Annotated in this window: 11 protein-coding genes; 8 read left to right on the top strand and 3 right to left on the bottom strand. The window is 71.2% G+C overall.

Translation table 11 applies throughout. From position 1 onward, the window contains the following. The gene (locus tag ABZ721_RS07125) at positions 1-1728 is read right to left on the bottom strand and encodes an AMP-binding protein (protein WP_358787572.1); all 1728 of its coding nucleotides are present in this window, start codon (positions 1726-1728) and stop codon (positions 1-3) included. 1 nt (position 1729) lies between these two features. Then, positions 1730-2623 (bottom strand): ACP S-malonyltransferase, encoded by an 894-nt coding sequence (locus ABZ721_RS07120; protein ID WP_358787571.1) that lies wholly within the window; start codon positions 2621-2623, stop codon positions 1730-1732. Positions 2624-2935: 312 nt separating this feature from the next. Here ABZ721_RS07120 and ABZ721_RS07115 point away from each other — a divergent pair, with 312 nt between their 5' ends. Both ABZ721_RS07115 and ABZ721_RS07110 read left to right on the top strand, forming a co-directional pair. Further along, positions 2936-4564: an acyl-CoA carboxylase subunit beta gene (locus ABZ721_RS07115; protein ID WP_358787570.1), complete on the top strand. Its 1629-nt coding sequence runs from the start codon at positions 2936-2938 to the stop codon at positions 4562-4564. Between the two features lie 5 nt (positions 4565-4569). Then, the gene (locus tag ABZ721_RS07110) at positions 4570-4857 is read left to right on the top strand and encodes an acyl-CoA carboxylase epsilon subunit (protein WP_358787569.1); all 288 of its coding nucleotides are present in this window, start codon (positions 4570-4572) and stop codon (positions 4855-4857) included. A gap of 183 nt (positions 4858-5040) precedes the next feature. Here ABZ721_RS07110 and ABZ721_RS07105 read toward each other — a convergent pair whose 3' ends face one another. Further along, positions 5041-5607 (bottom strand): hypothetical protein, encoded by a 567-nt coding sequence (locus ABZ721_RS07105; RefSeq protein ID WP_358787568.1) that lies wholly within the window; start codon positions 5605-5607, stop codon positions 5041-5043. A gap of 211 nt (positions 5608-5818) precedes the next feature. On the opposite strand from ABZ721_RS07105, the gene metK reads away from it, so the two are divergent. The 6 genes from metK to ABZ721_RS07075 are packed head-to-tail and all read left to right on the top strand — an operon-like array spanning position 5819 to position 15635. After that, positions 5819-7018 carry a methionine adenosyltransferase gene (gene metK / locus ABZ721_RS07100; protein ID WP_358787567.1) on the top strand — a complete coding sequence of 400 codons (1200 nt, stop codon included), beginning with the start codon at positions 5819-5821 and terminating at the stop codon, positions 7016-7018. A gap of 45 nt (positions 7019-7063) precedes the next feature. After that, positions 7064-8047 carry a carbohydrate kinase family protein gene (locus ABZ721_RS07095; RefSeq protein ID WP_358787658.1) on the top strand — a complete coding sequence of 328 codons (984 nt, stop codon included), beginning with the start codon at positions 7064-7066 and terminating at the stop codon, positions 8045-8047. Continuing rightward, positions 8044-11529: a methionine synthase gene (metH, locus tag ABZ721_RS07090; protein ID WP_358787566.1), complete on the top strand. Its 3486-nt coding sequence runs from the start codon at positions 8044-8046 to the stop codon at positions 11527-11529. Before ABZ721_RS07095 ends, metH begins: the two co-directional genes overlap by 4 nt. Positions 11530-11546: 17 nt before the next feature. Beyond that, entirely contained in the window at positions 11547-12509 is a 963-nt protein-coding gene (metF, locus tag ABZ721_RS07085) for a methylenetetrahydrofolate reductase [NAD(P)H] (protein WP_358787657.1), read from the top strand. Continuing rightward, complete coding sequence (gene ahcY, locus ABZ721_RS07080; RefSeq protein ID WP_358787565.1) at positions 12487-13932, top strand: adenosylhomocysteinase; 1446 nt, start codon at positions 12487-12489, stop codon at positions 13930-13932. Before metF ends, ahcY begins: the two co-directional genes overlap by 23 nt. Positions 13933-13970: 38 nt before the next feature. Beyond that, positions 13971-15635 carry a hypothetical protein gene (locus tag ABZ721_RS07075; protein WP_358787564.1) on the top strand — a complete coding sequence of 555 codons (1665 nt, stop codon included), beginning with the start codon at positions 13971-13973 and terminating at the stop codon, positions 15633-15635. Position 15636: the final 1 nt, after the last annotated feature.

Genomic DNA, 15636 nt, shown 5'->3' with positions numbered 1-15636 from the left:
TCAGCTGCGAATCCGGCCGCGGTCCAGCAGCGCCTCGGCGCGGGACCTGAGAGTGGACCGGTCGATCTTCCGGTTGGGGTTCATCGGGAACTCCTCCAGGTGCTGGAAGAGCCGGGGGACCATCGCCTTGGGCAGGTCCGCGGTCAACCGGCGGGCCAGGTCCGCCGATGCGGCGGGCTCCCCGGTGTAGAAGGTGACGAGCTCGTGGCTGCCGCCGACGGCCGCGGCCACCGTGACGGCGTCCTCGACCCCGGGCAGCCCGCGCACGCTGTGGCTGACCTCGGACAGCTCCACCCGCCAGCCCTGCACCTGCACCTGGTCGTCGGCGCGTCCCACGTAGGCGATGTCGCCGTCCGCGTAGCGGCGTACGCGGTCGCCGGTGCGGTACCAGCGCCGGCCGTCGTGGTCCAGGAAGCGGCCCGCGTCCTCGGCCGGGTCGAGGTAGCCGGAGAACATCTGCGGCCCGGTGATGCACAGTTCGCCCTCGCCCTCCCCGTCCCCGCTGCCCGCGTCCACCGATCCGTCCGGGGCGAGCAGCAGCGCGTCCAGCGAGTCGTGCACGGGGCCGATCGGGACGACGCCGTTGACGTAGCGCTCGTCGGGGGTCGCGGGGGACAGGCGGTGCCCGGTGACGGTGATCGTCAGCTCGGTCGGCCCGTAGAGGTTCTCCACCACGGAGCCGGGCGCGGCCCGCAGCCAGTCCTCCGCGTCCTGACGGTGCAGGGGCTCGCCCGCGAACAGGCTCCAGCGCAGGCCCGGCAGCGCGCCGGGCGACAGTGCGCCGGTGCGGCGGGCCAGCGCGATGCCGCCGGGGGTCGAGAACCAGACCGTCATGCGCTGCTCGGCCAGGAACCCCGGCAGGTCGCGGTACGCCTGCAGGGGGATCGGCACGACGCAGCCGCCCGCGCCCCATGCGCAGAACAGGTCGAACATGGCGCAGTCGAAGGTGAGGTCGAACGTCTGCGAGAACACGTCGTCCGGGCCGAAGCCGTACCGCGCGTCAAGCGTGCGGAAGTAGCTGTCGGCCGCGCGGTGGCTGGTGGGCACGCCCTTCGGGCGGCCGGTGGAGCCGGACGTGAAGAGGATGTACGCGGTGTCCTCGGCGTTCGCCGGGAGCGGCGCTGCGAGGGCGGTCTCCGGCGGGGTGGCCGTGATGAGGTCCGGGCGCTCGGGGTGCGGTTCGGCGCCCGGGACGAGGACGAGCAGCGGGCCGGCCGCGGCGTCGCGGTCGTCCCAGCCCGCCGTCAGGGCGTCGAGGCCGGCCAGCCCGCGCCGGTCGGTGATCACCGCGTCCACGCCGGCCGCCGCCAGGATCGACCGGTTGCGGGCGGCGGGGAACTCCGGGTTGACCGGGACCGCGACGGCGCCCAGGTAGAGGGCGGCCAGCAGCCCGATGTAGGCCTCGGGGGTCTTGGTGGCCAGGACGGCGACGACGCGCGGTCCCGCACCGGCCCCGGGCGCCGCGTGCCGCAGGGCGCCCGCCCACGCCAGGGCGCTCTCATGGGCCTCGGTGTAGCTGACGTCCCGGCCGCCGACCCGGAAGGCGGGGCGGTCGGGGGAGATCGCGAGGCCGCGCAGGAAGCGGCCGTGCAGGGTGTGGTCGAGGGAAGCGGCCGGCCCTGGGCCCTGGCCCCCGGCCTGCTCTGAGCCCGGCCCCCCTGCCTGCCCTGCGGACGGCGATGGTGCCGTCGCCGCGGCCGACGCCGTCGCTTCGGTGATGACGCTCATGTCAGACCCCCGCCTTGGGACGCATCGCGTGCTTCGGATCGGCCAGGACGACGTCGAAGTTGCGCACCGCGCACTCCACCCGGCTGAACAGGGCGTCGGGGCCGGCCACCACCAGCCTCGTCACCCCGCGCCGGCCCAGCTCGGCGAGGACCGCCGGCCAGTCCACCGGCTTCACGAAGTGGTCGAGCAGCATCGTCCTGAGCCCTTCGGCGGTGTCGACGAGCCGGCCGTCCTGGTCGGCGAGGACGGGGAGGTCCGGGTCGCGCAGCGGCAGGGCGTCGATGACCTCGACGGCGGCGCGGTCGCGCAGCCCGGTGAAGAGGGAGGAGTGCATCGGCGGGCGCATCGCGTACAGCGGCAGCGAACCGATCTTCCGCAGCCGGCCGGTGAACGCCTCCAGGTGCTCCTCGCGCAGCGAGATCATCTCGAAGCCCTGGTCGAGGCGGCAGGACAGGTCGTACCACTCGCCGCGTTCGTCCATCCCGTCGAGCAGCTCGCGCAGCCCGTCGGCGGGGGCCCGTACGAAGGACTGGGTGACCACGTCCCGGTGCTCGGTGGCGAAGTAGTCGGCGGTGCAACGGGCCAGCCGGGCCGTCATCACCACCGCGTCGGGGAAGTCCAGCGCGCCGCAGAACGCCATCAGCGGCTTCTCGCCGAAGCTCGGCCCCGCGCAGATCTCGGCCTCGGCGCCCAACTCGGCGCGGGCCCACTGCGCGAGCGCCGTGGAAGCGACCATGAAAGCGACCTGGGCCGCCTCCGAGTAATCCTCGCCCGACGCACGGAATCGGTCGAAGACCGAGTAGCCGAGCGCTTCGTCGGCGATCGGCAGCAGATCGCGGGCAAAGGTATTCAGAAGCAGGAACCTGCCCAGGTCGGAGAAACGGGTGGGACCCATTCCTGGAAACACCATTGCCGTAGTCATCGCTGAAACCCGCCTTGTCGCGAACTGGCCTCGTCCGCTCTTTTCTACGGGCTGCACCAAGGGGGAGTAACCCCTATGTCTCCCCGCCCGCGCCCCTTAGCAGTACCCATATCGGACACCGAATAGGGGTGGGCAGGAGGAGGCTAGGGGGTCGACGCTGTGGCACCTGCTTCGAAGCCGCGGCTTCAATGAGGTTCAGGCTGTTTCATAAAACGCTGCAATCACTGCGATCGCCGCAATCGCCTGACCGAGTGGACCTGACCGAGTGGATGGGTGAACCGAACCATGACCATTGCCGAGGACATCACCTCGACCCGGCCGCAGACGCTGGCCCCGGTGACGGGCCAGCTTCCGCCGCCCCGCCAGGACCCGCGGTCCCGGGTGGCGCTGCTCAACCTGGTCAAACAGACGGTCAGGGACGGGCCGGGGCCGCGCGCGACGGAGCAGCAGTGGGCGAAGGGCAAGCTGACCGTCCACGAGCGGCTGGAACTCCTCTTCGACCCGGGCACGTTCACCGAGATCGAACCGCTGCGCCGGCACCGCGCCACCGGCTTCGGCCTGGAGAACAAGCGCCCCTACACCGACGGCGTGGTCACCGGCTGGGGCGAGGTCATGGGCCGCACGGTCTTCGTCTACGCCCATGACTTCCGGATCTTCGGCGGCTCGCTGGGCGAGGCCCACGCCGAGAAGATCCACAAGCTGATGGACCTGGCCGAGTCGGCCGGCGCGCCCCTGGTCAGCCTCAGCGACGGTGCGGGGGCCCGCATCCAGGAGGGCGTCACCGCGCTCGCCGGCTACGGCGGCATCTTCCGGCGCAACGTCCGCTCGTCGGGCGTCATCCCGCAGATCAGCGTGATGCTCGGCCCGTGCGCGGGCGGCGCCACCTACTCCCCGGCGCTCACCGACTTCGTGTTCATGGTGCGCGGCACCTCGCAGATGTACATCACCGGGCCCGACGTCGTGCAGGCCGTCACCGGCGAGAAGATCTCGCACGACCAGCTCGGCGGCGCCGACGTGCACGCGTCGGTCTCCGGCGCGGCGCAGTTCGTCTACGAGGACGAGGCGGAGTGCCTCGCCGAGGTCCGCTACCTGCTCTCGCTCCTGCCCTCCAACAACCGTGAGCTGCCGCCGGCCGTCACCACCGCCGACCCGGCCGACCGCCGCAACGAGTCGCTGCTGGAACTGGTCCCGGCCGACGCCAACCGCGCCTACGACATCCGGCCGGTGATCGAGGAGATCGTCGACGACGGCGAGTTCTTCGAGGTGCACGCCGCCTGGGCCACCAACATCGTCTGCGCGCTGGCGCGCCTGGACGGCCAGGTGGTCGGCATCGTGGCCAACCAGCCGGCCTCGCTGGCGGGCGTCCTGGACATCAACGCCTCGGAAAAGGCCGCGCGCTTTGTCCAGATGTGCGACTCGTTCAGCATCCCGCTGGTCACGCTCGTGGACGTGCCCGGCTTCCTGCCCGGCAGCGCGCAGGAGCACGGCGGCATCATCCGGCACGGCGCGAAGCTGCTGTACGCGTACTGCAACGCCACCGTGCCGCGCATCCAGGTCATCCTGCGCAAGGCGTACGGCGGTTCGTACATCGTCATGGACTCCCGTTCCATCGGCACCGACCTGTCGTTCGCGTGGCCGACCAACGAGATCGCGGTCATGGGTGCGGAGGGCGCCGCCAACGTCGTCTTCCGGCGCGAGATCGCGGCGGCGGACGACCCGGACGCGGTCCGGGCCGAGCGCATCAAGCAGTACCAGGAGGAACTGATGCACCCCTACTACGCGGCCGAGCGCGGCCTCGTGGACGACGTCATCGACCCCGCGGAGACGCGATCGGTCCTGATCCGCTCGCTGGCGATGCTCCGCACGAAGCACGCCACGCTCCCGTCCCGCAAGCACGGAAACCCGCCGGTGTGACGGCCATGACGACACCGAGCGCACCGACCGCACCCAGCACCAAGACCGCACCCACCGCGACGGCCGCACCGACACCGACGAGCACCCGGCCGGCGGACGAACTGCTCATCCAGTTCGTCCGCGGTGAGCCGGACGACGAGCAGGTGGCCGCCGCGACGGTCGCCCTGCTCGCCGTGCTGCGGCAGAAGGCCGCCGCCGACGACGACCAGGTCGGGCGCGGCGGCCAGGGCAGCCGGCCCCCGCGCTGGACCCCCGACAGCTACAGCCCGCCCGGCGCGTGGGCCTACGGCTGACGGCCGCGACCCTGCCGCCCGTGCCCCGGACCTCCTGACGGATCCGGGGCACGGGCATGTCCGGGCACGGGCATGTCGTCGCAGCGCCGCCGTTCCGCGCTCGGGCAGCACTGAACCCACCGCCTCACTCTCTGAGGCGGTGGGACGGTGGGGGGAGCGGGTGGCGGGGGCGGCGGACGGTGCTCAGGCGGTCTGGTGCGCGCGGCGCGCGGCGACGGCCTTCGGGTAGCGGATCGTGAAGAGCACGGGGATCACGAAGCTCGCGACCTTGACGACGATCATGGGTGTCGTCGCGTGCGCGTCGGCGCGGATGATGAGGGCCAGCACGACGGCGGCAGCCGCGAAGGCGAGCCCCCACACCTGCGTGATGACGGCGTTGGTCCGGTAGAACGCCTCCGTGCGGGCGACCTTCTCCGGTACGAGTTTGCGTGCGATGCCGAGGGTGAACGGCCGACGGATGAGCAGCGAGCCCCAGGCGGTGAGGGCGAGCCATGCGTCGACGAGAGCCGGCCCGTAACGGACCAGATCCGAGTCCGGTTGCGCGTAGGACAGCCAGGCGATCCCCGCGAAGAACACGAACGCGCTGGTCTCGATCACCATCTCGTCCCAGTTCTTGCCGGACTTGCGGTCGCGCCAGATCACCACTGCGGCGATCCCGAGCCCGACCAGTGCACCCTTGCGCCAGTCATCGCTCGTGGCGACGAAGGCGTAGGCGATCCACGGGAGGAAGCTGATGAGGTAGCGGGTCATGGATAGCTCCTTTCTTGCATCCATTGCGACAGGTGGGACTAAAGCGCCCCTAAAGCGATCCGCGACCCGCAAGGCCGTCGAAAAAGGTTACCCCCGTGGGACGGCCCGTGCGCAGGTTTCGCTTTAGCCGTCCGCAAGGTGCCGATCGCACGCTCTCGTGGATATCGCTCCCATGCCCACCGGAGCGTTCGATACGCATCTGGAGGAATCCATGGCCCGTCGCCTTTTCACGTCGGAATCGGTTACCGAGGGACACCCCGACAAAATCGCCGACCAGATCAGCGACTCCGTGCTCGACGCGCTCCTCGGGCAGGACCGCACCGCCCGGGTCGCGGTCGAAACCCTGATCACGACCGGCCAGGTGCACATCGCCGGTGAGGTCACCACGTCCGCGTACGCCGATATTCCGGCGATCGTGCGGCAGACGGTTCTGGATATCGGTTACGACTCGTCGGCGAAGGGTTTCGACGGGGCTTCGTGCGGGGTGTCGGTGTCGATCGGTGCGCAGTCGCCAGACATCGCGCAGGGTGTGGACGCGGCGTACGAGGCGCGGGTGGAGGGCGGTGAGGACGACCTCGACCGCCAGGGTGCGGGTGACCAGGGCCTGATGTTCGGGTACGCGTGCGACGACACCCCCGAGCTGATGCCGCTGCCGATCGCGCTCGCCCACCGCCTTTCCCGCCGCCTCTCCGCGGTCCGCAAGAGCGGCCGGCTGGCGTACCTGCGTCCGGACGGCAAGACGCAGGTCACCATCGAGTACGACGGCAGCAAGGCCGTACGCCTCGACACCGTCGTGATCTCCAGCCAGCACGCGCCCGACATCAGCCTGGACTCGCTCCTCGCCCCCGACATCCGCGAGTTCGTCGTGGAGCCCGAGCTCGAAGCCCTCGGCGCCACGCTGTCCACGGAGGGGTACCGGCTGCTGGTCAACCCGACCGGCCGCTTCGAGGTGGGCGGTCCGATGGGTGACGCGGGGCTGACCGGCCGCAAGATCATTGTCGACACGTACGGCGGGATGGCCCGGCACGGCGGCGGCGCCTTCTCCGGCAAGGACCCGTCCAAGGTGGACCGTTCCGCCGCGTACGCCATGCGCTGGGTGGCGAAGAACGTCGTGGCGGCCGAACTGGCCACGCGCTGCGAGGTCCAAGTCGCGTACGCCATCGGCAAGGCGGCCCCCGTCGGGCTCTTCGTCGAGACGTTCGGCACCGAGACGGTCCCCGTGGCCCGCATTCAAGACGCCGTCAGCCAGGTCTTCGACCTGCGCCCGGCCGCCATCGTGCGCGACCTCGACCTGCTGCGCCCCATCTACGCGCAGACCGCCGCCTACGGCCACTTCGGCCGGACGGACGCCGAGTTCACCTGGGAGTCCACCGACCGGGCGGCGAAGCTCCGCCAGGCCGCCGGTCTCTGACAGCCGGCTGAGGAAGAGCACCGGAGGAGTGAGTGAGTGACTGAGATGCGCACCGCCATCACAGGATCGATCGCAACCGACCATCTGATGGTCTTCCCCGGTCGGTTCACCGACCACCTGGTCGCCGACCAGCTCAAGAACGTGTCCCTGTCCTTCCTCGCCGACACCCTGGAGGTCCGGCGGGGAGGGGTGGCGGCCAACATCGCCTTCGGCATGGGGCAGCTCGGCCTCGCCCCCGTCCTGGTCGGCGCGGTCGGCCCGGACTTCGCCGACTACCAGGTCTGGCTCAAGCAGCACGGCGTCGACACCGACTCCGTCCACGTCTCCCACGAGCACCAGACGGCCCGCTTCGTCTGCACCACCGACTCGGTGCAGAACCAGATCGCCACGTTCTACGCGGGCGCCATGTCCGAGGCCCGCCGGATCGCCCTCGCCCCCGTCGCGGACCGCGCCGGCACCCTCGACCTGGTCGTCATCGCCCCCAACGACCCCGAGGCGATGCTCCGGCACACGGCGGACTGCCGCGAGCTGGGCATCCCCTTCGCCGCCGACCCGTCGCAGCAACTGGCCCGCCTGGACGGCGAGTCGGTGCGCCGACTCCTCGACGGCCCCCGGTTCCTCTTCAGCAACGAGTACGAGGCGGCGCTCCTCCAGGAGCGCACCGGCTGGAGCGCGGAACAGGTGCTCCAGCGCGTCGGCACGTGGATCACCACGCTCGGCGCCCAGGGCGTCCGCATCGAGCGCGCGGGCGAGGCCCCGATCCTCGTACCAGCCGCCCCGACGACGGGACCCACCGAACCCACCGGCGTCGGCGACGCCTTCCGCGCCGGCTTCCTCGCAGGCGTCTCCTGGAACCTCTCCCTCCGCCGCTCGGCCGAACTGGGCTGCGCCATCGCCACCGTCGTCCTCGAATCGGTCGGCACCCAGGAGTACGTGCTCTCGGCGGCCGACCTGCTGGAACGGCTACGGGCCGGCTACGGCCCGGCGTCGGCCGCCGAACTCGCCACGCACCTGGTGGTTCTGTCATGAGCGGCTCGGTGCGGGCCGACGCTCTGCGCCGGGCGTTCGCGACCAGGGTGGTGGTGGGCGACGGCGCTATGGGCACGATGTTGCAGGCGCAGGATCCGTCGCTGGACGACTTCGAGAATCTGGAGGGGTGCAACGAGGTTCTGAACGTGACCCGTCCGGACATCGTGCGGTCGGTGCACGAGGAGTACTTCGCGGCGGGTGTGGACTGCGTCGAGACGAACACGTTCGGGGCGAACCTGGCGGCGCTGGGGGAGTACGACATCCCGGAGCGGATCCACGAGCTGTCGGTGACCGGTGCCCGGTTGGCCCGGGAGGTGGCGGACGACTTCGCCACGCCGGACCGCCCGCGCTGGGTGCTCGGCTCCGTCGGCCCCGGCACCAAGCTGCCAACCCTCGGCCACGCGCCCTATGCCCTGCTCCGGGACGGTTACGAGGCGAACGTGGCCGGACTGGTGGAAGGCGGCGCGGACGCGATCCTGGTGGAGACGACGCAGGATCTGCTGCAGACCAAGGCCGCCATCGTCGGCGCCCGGCGGGCGATGAGTGCCGCAGGCGCCTCTCTGCCGCTGATCTGCCAGGTCACGGTGGAGACGACGGGCACGATGCTGCTCGGCTCCGAGATCGGCGCGGCGCTCACCGCGCTGGAGCCGCTGGGCATCGACATGATCGGCCTGAACTGCGCCACCGGCCCGGCGGAGATGAGCGAGCACCTGCGCTATCTCGCCCGGCATGCGCGGATCGCCGTCTCGTGCATGCCGAACGCCGGCCTGCCGGTGCTGGGCAAGGACGGCGCCCACTACCCGCTGTCGCCGGAGGAGTTGGCCGACGCGCACGAGACGTTCGTGCGCGAGTACGGGCTGTCGCTGGTGGGGGGTTGCTGCGGCACGACGCCGGAGCATCTGCGCCAGGTCGTGGAGCGGGTGCGCGGGCTGGACGTTGCCCCGCGCAGTCCGCGCCCCGAGCCGGGCGCCGCCTCGCTCTACCAGACGGTCCCGTTCCGGCAGGACGCCTCGTACCTCGCCATCGGCGAGCGGACCAACGCCAACGGGTCGAAGAAATTCCGTGAGGCGATGCTGGAGGGCCGCTGGGACGACTGCGTGGAGATGGCCCGCGACCAGATCCGCGAGGGCGCCCACCTGCTCGACCTGTGCGTCGACTACGTCGGCCGCGACGGTGCCGCGGACATGGCCGAGGTGGCGGGGCGTTTCGCCACCGCCTCCACCCTGCCCATCGTGCTGGACTCCACCGAGGTGCCCGTGTTGCGGGCGGGGTTGGAGAAGCTCGGCGGCCGGGCCGTCATCAACTCCGTCAACTACGAGGACGGCGACGGCCCCGAGTCCCGGTTCGCACAGGTGACCGCCCTGGCGTCGGAGCACGGTGCCGCACTGATCGCGCTGACCATCGATGAGCAGGGGCAGGCGCGTACGGCCGAGCACAAGGTCGCGATCGCCGAGCGCCTGATCGGGGATCTGACCGGCAACTGGGGCATCCAGGAGACCGACATCCTGGTCGACTGCCTGACGTTCACGATCGCGACGGGTCAGGAGGAGTCCCGCAAGGACGGCATCGCCACCATCGAGGCGATCCGGGAGCTCAAGCGCCGCCACCCGCTGGTGCAGACGACGCTGGGCCTGTCGAACATCTCCTTCGGCCTGAACCCGGCCGCCCGCGTCGTCCTGAACTCCGTCTTCCTCAACGAGTGCGTGGCGGCGGGGCTGGATTCCGCGATCGTGCACGCGGCGAAGATCGTGCCGATTGCGCGGATCCCGGAGGAGCAGCGGGAGATCGCGCTGGATCTGGTTTACGACCGGCGGCGGGAGGGCTACGACCCGCTCCAGGCCTTCTTGGAGGCGTTCGAGGGCGTCGACATGAAGTCCGTGAAGGCCGGGCGGGCGGAGGAGCTGGCGGCGCTGCCGCTGGACGAGCGGTTGCAGCGGCGGATCATCGACGGCGAGAAGAACGGCCTGGACCAGGACCTGGACGAGGCCCTGCGGACCCGCCCCGCGCTGGCGATCGTCAACGACACCCTGCTGGAGGGCATGAAGGTCGTCGGCGAGCTGTTCGGCTCCGGCCAGATGCAGCTGCCGTTCGTCCTCCAGTCGGCCGAGGTCATGAAGACCGCTGTCGCCTACCTCGAACCGCATATGGAGAAGTCCGACGCGGAGGGCAAGGGCACGATCGTGCTCGCGACCGTGCGCGGGGACGTGCATGACATCGGCAAGAACCTGGTCGACATCATCCTGTCCAACAACGGCTACAACGTGATCAACCTCGGCATCAAGCAGCCGGTGGCGGCCATCCTGGAAGCGGCCACCGAGCACAGGGCCGACGTGATCGGCATGTCCGGCCTGCTGGTGAAGTCCACCGTGATCATGAAGGAGAACCTCCAGGAGCTCAACGCCCGCAAGATGGCCGCCGACTACCCCGTCATCCTCGGCGGCGCCGCACTCACCCGCGCCTACGTCGAGCAGGACCTGCACGAGATCTACGAGGGCGAGGTCCGCTACGCCCGTGACGCCTTCGAGGGCCTGCGGCTGATGGACGCCCTCATCGCCGTCAAACGTGGTGTCCCCGGCGCCACCCTGCCGCCTCTCAAGCAGCGCCGCGTGGCCGCCGTGGACCGTCCCGTACGTGCCCCCGTGGCACCGGCGCTCCTCCCCGCCCGCTCCGACGTGGCCACCGACAACCCCGTGCCGAAGGCGCCCTTCCTCGGGACGCGGATCGTGAAGGGCATTCCGCTCGCCGAGTATTCGTCCTGGCTGGACGAGCGGGCCACGTTCATGGGCCAGTGGGGGCTGAAGGCGGCCCGGGGCGGCGGACCCTCGTACGAGGAGCTGGTGGAGACCGAGGGCCGGCCCCGGCTGCGGATGTGGCTGGACCGGCTGCACACCGAGAACATGCTCGAGGCGGCCGTGGTCTACGGCTACTTCCCCTGCGTGTCCAAGGGCGACGACCTGATCATCCTGGACGGGAAGACCGGCGGCGAGAGCCACCGCTTCACGTTCCCCCGCCAGCACCGCGACCGGCACCTGTGCCTGTCGGACTTCTTCCGCCCCGAGGGGACGGGGGAGCCCGACGTCATCGCGCTCACCGTCGTGACCATGGGGAACAGGGTCTCCGAGGTGGCGAACGAACTGTTCGCCGCCAACGCCTACCGCGACTACCTCGAACTGCACGGCCTCTCCGTGCAGCTGACCGAGGCCCTGGCCGAGTACTGGCACTCCCGGATCCGCACGGAGCTGGGCATCGCGGTCGCGGACCCGGACAACCTCGACGCGATGTTCCGCACCGAGTACCAGGGGTGCCGCTACTCGCTCGGCTATCCGGCCTGCCCGGACCTGGAGGACCGCGCCAAGATCATGGACCTGCTCAAGCCGGAACGCATCGGCGTCGTGCTGTCCGAGGAGTTCCAGCTGCACCCGGAGCAGTCCACCGACGCGATCGTCATCCACCACCCGGAAGCCGGCTACTACAAGGCCTGAGGAGGACCGTGCCCACCATGTCCGCCGCGCCCACCAGGCCGGCCACGCTGACCAGCACCACCAACCTGCGCGAGATCCTCGCCTCCGGAACCCGGTCGTTCTCCTTCGAGTTCTTCCCGCCGAAGACGGACGCGGGCGAGCGCGTCCTGTGGGACGCGATCCGCCGCATCGAGGCCGTCGGACCCACGTTCGTCTCCGTCACCTACGGCGCCGGCGGCTCGTCCCGTGACCGGACCGTGGACGTCACCCGCCGCATCGCCACCGAGACGACGCTGCGCCCGGTCGCGCACCTGACCGCCGTCGGCCACACCGTGGCGGAGCTGCGGCAGATCATCGGCCGGTACGCGGACGCCGGGATCCGGGACGTCCTCGTCCTGCGCGGCGACCCGCCGGGCGACCCGCGCGGGCCGTGGGTGCGGCACCCGGGCGGCCTGGACCACGCGGCGGACCTCGTCGAGCTGGTCAGGTCCGTCGGTGACTTCAGCATCGGCGTGGCGGCGTTCCCCGAGCGGCACCCCCGCTCGCCGAGCTGGGACGAGGACATCCGGCACTTCGTCGCCAAGTGCCGGGCGGGCGCCGACTACGCCATCACCCAGATGTTCTTCGACGCGGACGACTACCTGCGGCTGCGGGACCGGGTGGCCGCCGCCGGGTGCGACACGCCGATCATCCCGGAGATCATGCCCGCCACCGACGTCCGGCAGATCCGGCGCTTCGCCGAGCTGAGCGACGCGACGTTCCCCGCCGACCTGGCGCACCGCCTCGACGCGGCCCGCGACGACCCCGCCGCCGGGCACCGGATCGGGGTCGACCACGCGACGCGGCTGGCCGACCGGCTGCTCGCCGCCGGGGCTCCCGGCCTGCACTACATCACCCTCAATCGGTCCACCGCGACGCTCGAGATCCACCAGAACCTGAACCAGAACCAGAAGCTGAACCTGGACACAAGGAGTGCAGATGCCGTCCCTCACCGCCGCTGATTTCAAGGTCGCGGACCTCTCCCTCGCCGCCTTCGGCCGCAAGGAGATCGTCATGGCCGAGCACGAGATGCCCGGCCTGATGTCGATCCGCGCGGAGTACGCGGCGTCCCAGCCGCTGGCGGGGGCGCGGATCACCGGCTCGCTGCACATGACGATCCAGACGGCCGTCCTCATCGAGACGCTGGTCGCGCTGGGTGCCGAGGTCCGCTGGGCGTCGTGCAACATCTTCTCGACCCAGGACCACGCGGCCGCCGCCGTCGCCGTCGGCCCGAACGGCACCCCCGAGGACCCGCAGGGCACCCCCGTCTTCGCCTGGAAGGGCGAGACGATGGAGGAGTACTGGTGGTGTGCCGAGCAGGCCGTCACCTGGCCCGACGGCGGACTGAACATGATTCTGGACGACGGCGGCGACGTGACGCTCCTCATCCACAAGGGCGTCGAGTTCGAGAAGGCGGGCGCGGTCCCCGACCTCGCCGAGGGCGACTCCGAGGAGTACGGCCACATCCTCGACCTGCTGCGCCGCACGCTGGTCGAGAGCCCCGGCAAGTGGACCGCCGCGGCCGCCGCGATCAAGGGCGTCACGGAGGAGACCACGACCGGCGTCCACCGCCTCTACGAGATGCAGCGCGACGGCGGGCTGCTCTTCCCGGCGATCAACGTCAACGACTCCGTCACCAAGTCGAAGTTCGACAACAAGTACGGCTGCCGGCACTCGCTGATCGACGGCCTCAACCGGGCCACGGACGTGCTGATCGGCGGCAAGGTCGCCGTCGTGCTCGGCTACGGCGATGTCGGCAAGGGCTGCGCGGAGTCGCTGCGCGGGCAGGGCGCCCGGGTGATCGTCACCGAGATCGACCCGATCTGCGCGCTGCAGGCGGCGATGGACGGGTACCAGGTCACGACGTTGGAGGAGGTCGTCGCCGAGGGCGACATCTTCGTGACGACGACCGGCAACAAGGACATCATCATGGCCGCCGACATGGCCCGGATGAAGCACCAGGCCATCGTCAGCAACATCGGCCACTTCGACAACGAGATCGACATGGCGGGCCTGGCGAAGGTCCCCGGCATCGTCAAGGACGAGGTCAAGCCGCAGGTCCACACGTGGACCTTCCCCGACGGGCACACCGTCATCGTGCTGTCCGAGGGCCGCCTGATGAACCTCGGGAACGCGACCGGCCACCCGTCCTTCGTGATGTCCAACAGCTTCGCCAACCAGACGATCGCCCAGATCGAGCTCTTCACCAAGACCGCCGACTACCCCATCGGCGTGTACGTGCTCCCCAAGCACCTGGACGAGAAGGTGGCCCGCCTCCACCTCGACGCGCTCGGCGTGAAGCTCACGGCCCTGCGCCCGGAGCAGGCTGCCTACATCGGCGTCCCGGTCGAGGGCCCGTACAAGGCGGACCACTACCGCTACTGAGGGCGTGACGTGACGGGCGCCGCGCGGTTCACCTCCATGTGACCAGAACCTCGCAGACCCGCGCCCCCCGACCCGCGGGGCGCCGGACGCTCCCCGACGCTGCCGCGGTCCTCGCGGGCACCCTCCTGGTCGGGGGGCAGGCGCTGCGGCTGGGGCAGTGGATCGTGGACGACGCGGCCATCACGTACGCCTACGCGCGCAGCGTCGACGAGGGGTACGGCCCGGCCCAGCAGGCCGGCGCGCCACCGGTGGAGGGGTACTCCAACCCGGCGTGGCTGGCGCTGCTGGTGACCGGGCGGCGGCTGCGGCTGTTCGACCACGGGGCGCTGTTCGGCGTCTCGGACCTCGTGTGGTTCCCGAAGACGCTGGCGCTGCTGTGCGTGGCCGGGATGCTGGCCTCGGTGGCGGTCGCGGCGCGGGCGGTGCTGCCGGGGCGGGCGTGGGCGGTGGTGCTGCTCGCCGGCGCGGCGATGGCCGGGAACTTCTCGCTGGTCGTCTGGCTCTTCTCCGGCTTGGAGAACCCCCTGTACGGCCTCGCCGTCACCGCCCTGGCGGCGATGCTCGCCACGTCCGCCGCCCGCGCCGATCTGCTACGGACCTCCACCGCCGCGGCGACCGGCCTGCTGGCCCTGGTCGCGGCGCTCACCCGCCCGGACGGGATCGTCTACGCGGCGGCGTACCCCGTGACGGTGCTGCTGCCGGCCCGCGGCGCGGGCTCGCTCCGCCGGATCGCGCTGTCGCTGGCGACGTTCGGCACGCCGTACGCACTGCACCTCCTGTGGAGGAGAGCGGAGTTCGGCCGCTGGGTCCCCAACACGGCGGTCGCGAAGGCGCAGCGCACGCCGGGCCCGGCCGACCTCGCCCGCGTCACCGAGCTGGTCGCGTACGCGGGCTGGGCCCTGGTCCTCGCCGCCCTGGCGTGCACCGCCGCCGCGCTCGCCCGCCCGGGAGCGCCGCGCCGGGCGCTGCTGGCCGTGCTCGTCCCGCTGTGTCTGGCCCTGACCGCGTACGGGATGCTGCAGCGCGACTGGATGGGGCTGCACCGTTTCGCGACCCCGGTCTGGGCGCTCGCGGCGTTCGCGGGCTCGCTGGCCGCGGTCACCGTCTGGGACCGCGAACGGCCGCGCGGCCGGGCGGTACTGGCGTCGGCGCTGGCTGTCGGAGCAGTCCTGTCGCTGGCCGGCCAGCGGCCCCGGGCGGCGGAGTTCGAGGCGGACCCGACGCTGTCGATGTGCTTCGTCGCCGACCGCTACGGCCGGCTCTTCAACACCTACGCCGACCAACTCGCCCTGCCCGACGCCGGGCTGCTCCTCCCCGACCTGGGCGGCACCCTCCTGACGACCCGCCTGCGCGTCACCGACCTGGCGGGCCTCACCGACCCGACCATCGCGGACGCGTACGCGGCCCACGACACGACCCGGCTCCGCTCCTACGTCTTCGACCACGTGCGCCCCACGTTCATCCACGTCCACAGCCCGTGGACGACCCTCTCGGGCCTGACCCCCGCAACCCTCACCGCCCACGGCTACGTCCCGCTCTCCACCTCGACCCCCACAGGCGACTGGATCCGCAGCGCCGCGGTCCCCGACCAGGCCCGCCTGAAATCCCTCCAACGCAACCTGCCCCCCGCCATCCCCGAGGCAACCAACCGCCGCACCACCACCCCCACCACCCCCTGCGGCCCCCGCCTCACCCCGAACTGAC

It is taken from the genome of Streptomyces sp. NPDC006733, from assembly GCF_040636125.1.
Lineage (GTDB): Bacteria > Actinomycetota > Actinomycetes > Streptomycetales > Streptomycetaceae > Actinacidiphila.
Note: the sequence above shows the minus strand (reverse complement) of the source record. Positions and strands in the feature narration are given on the sequence as shown.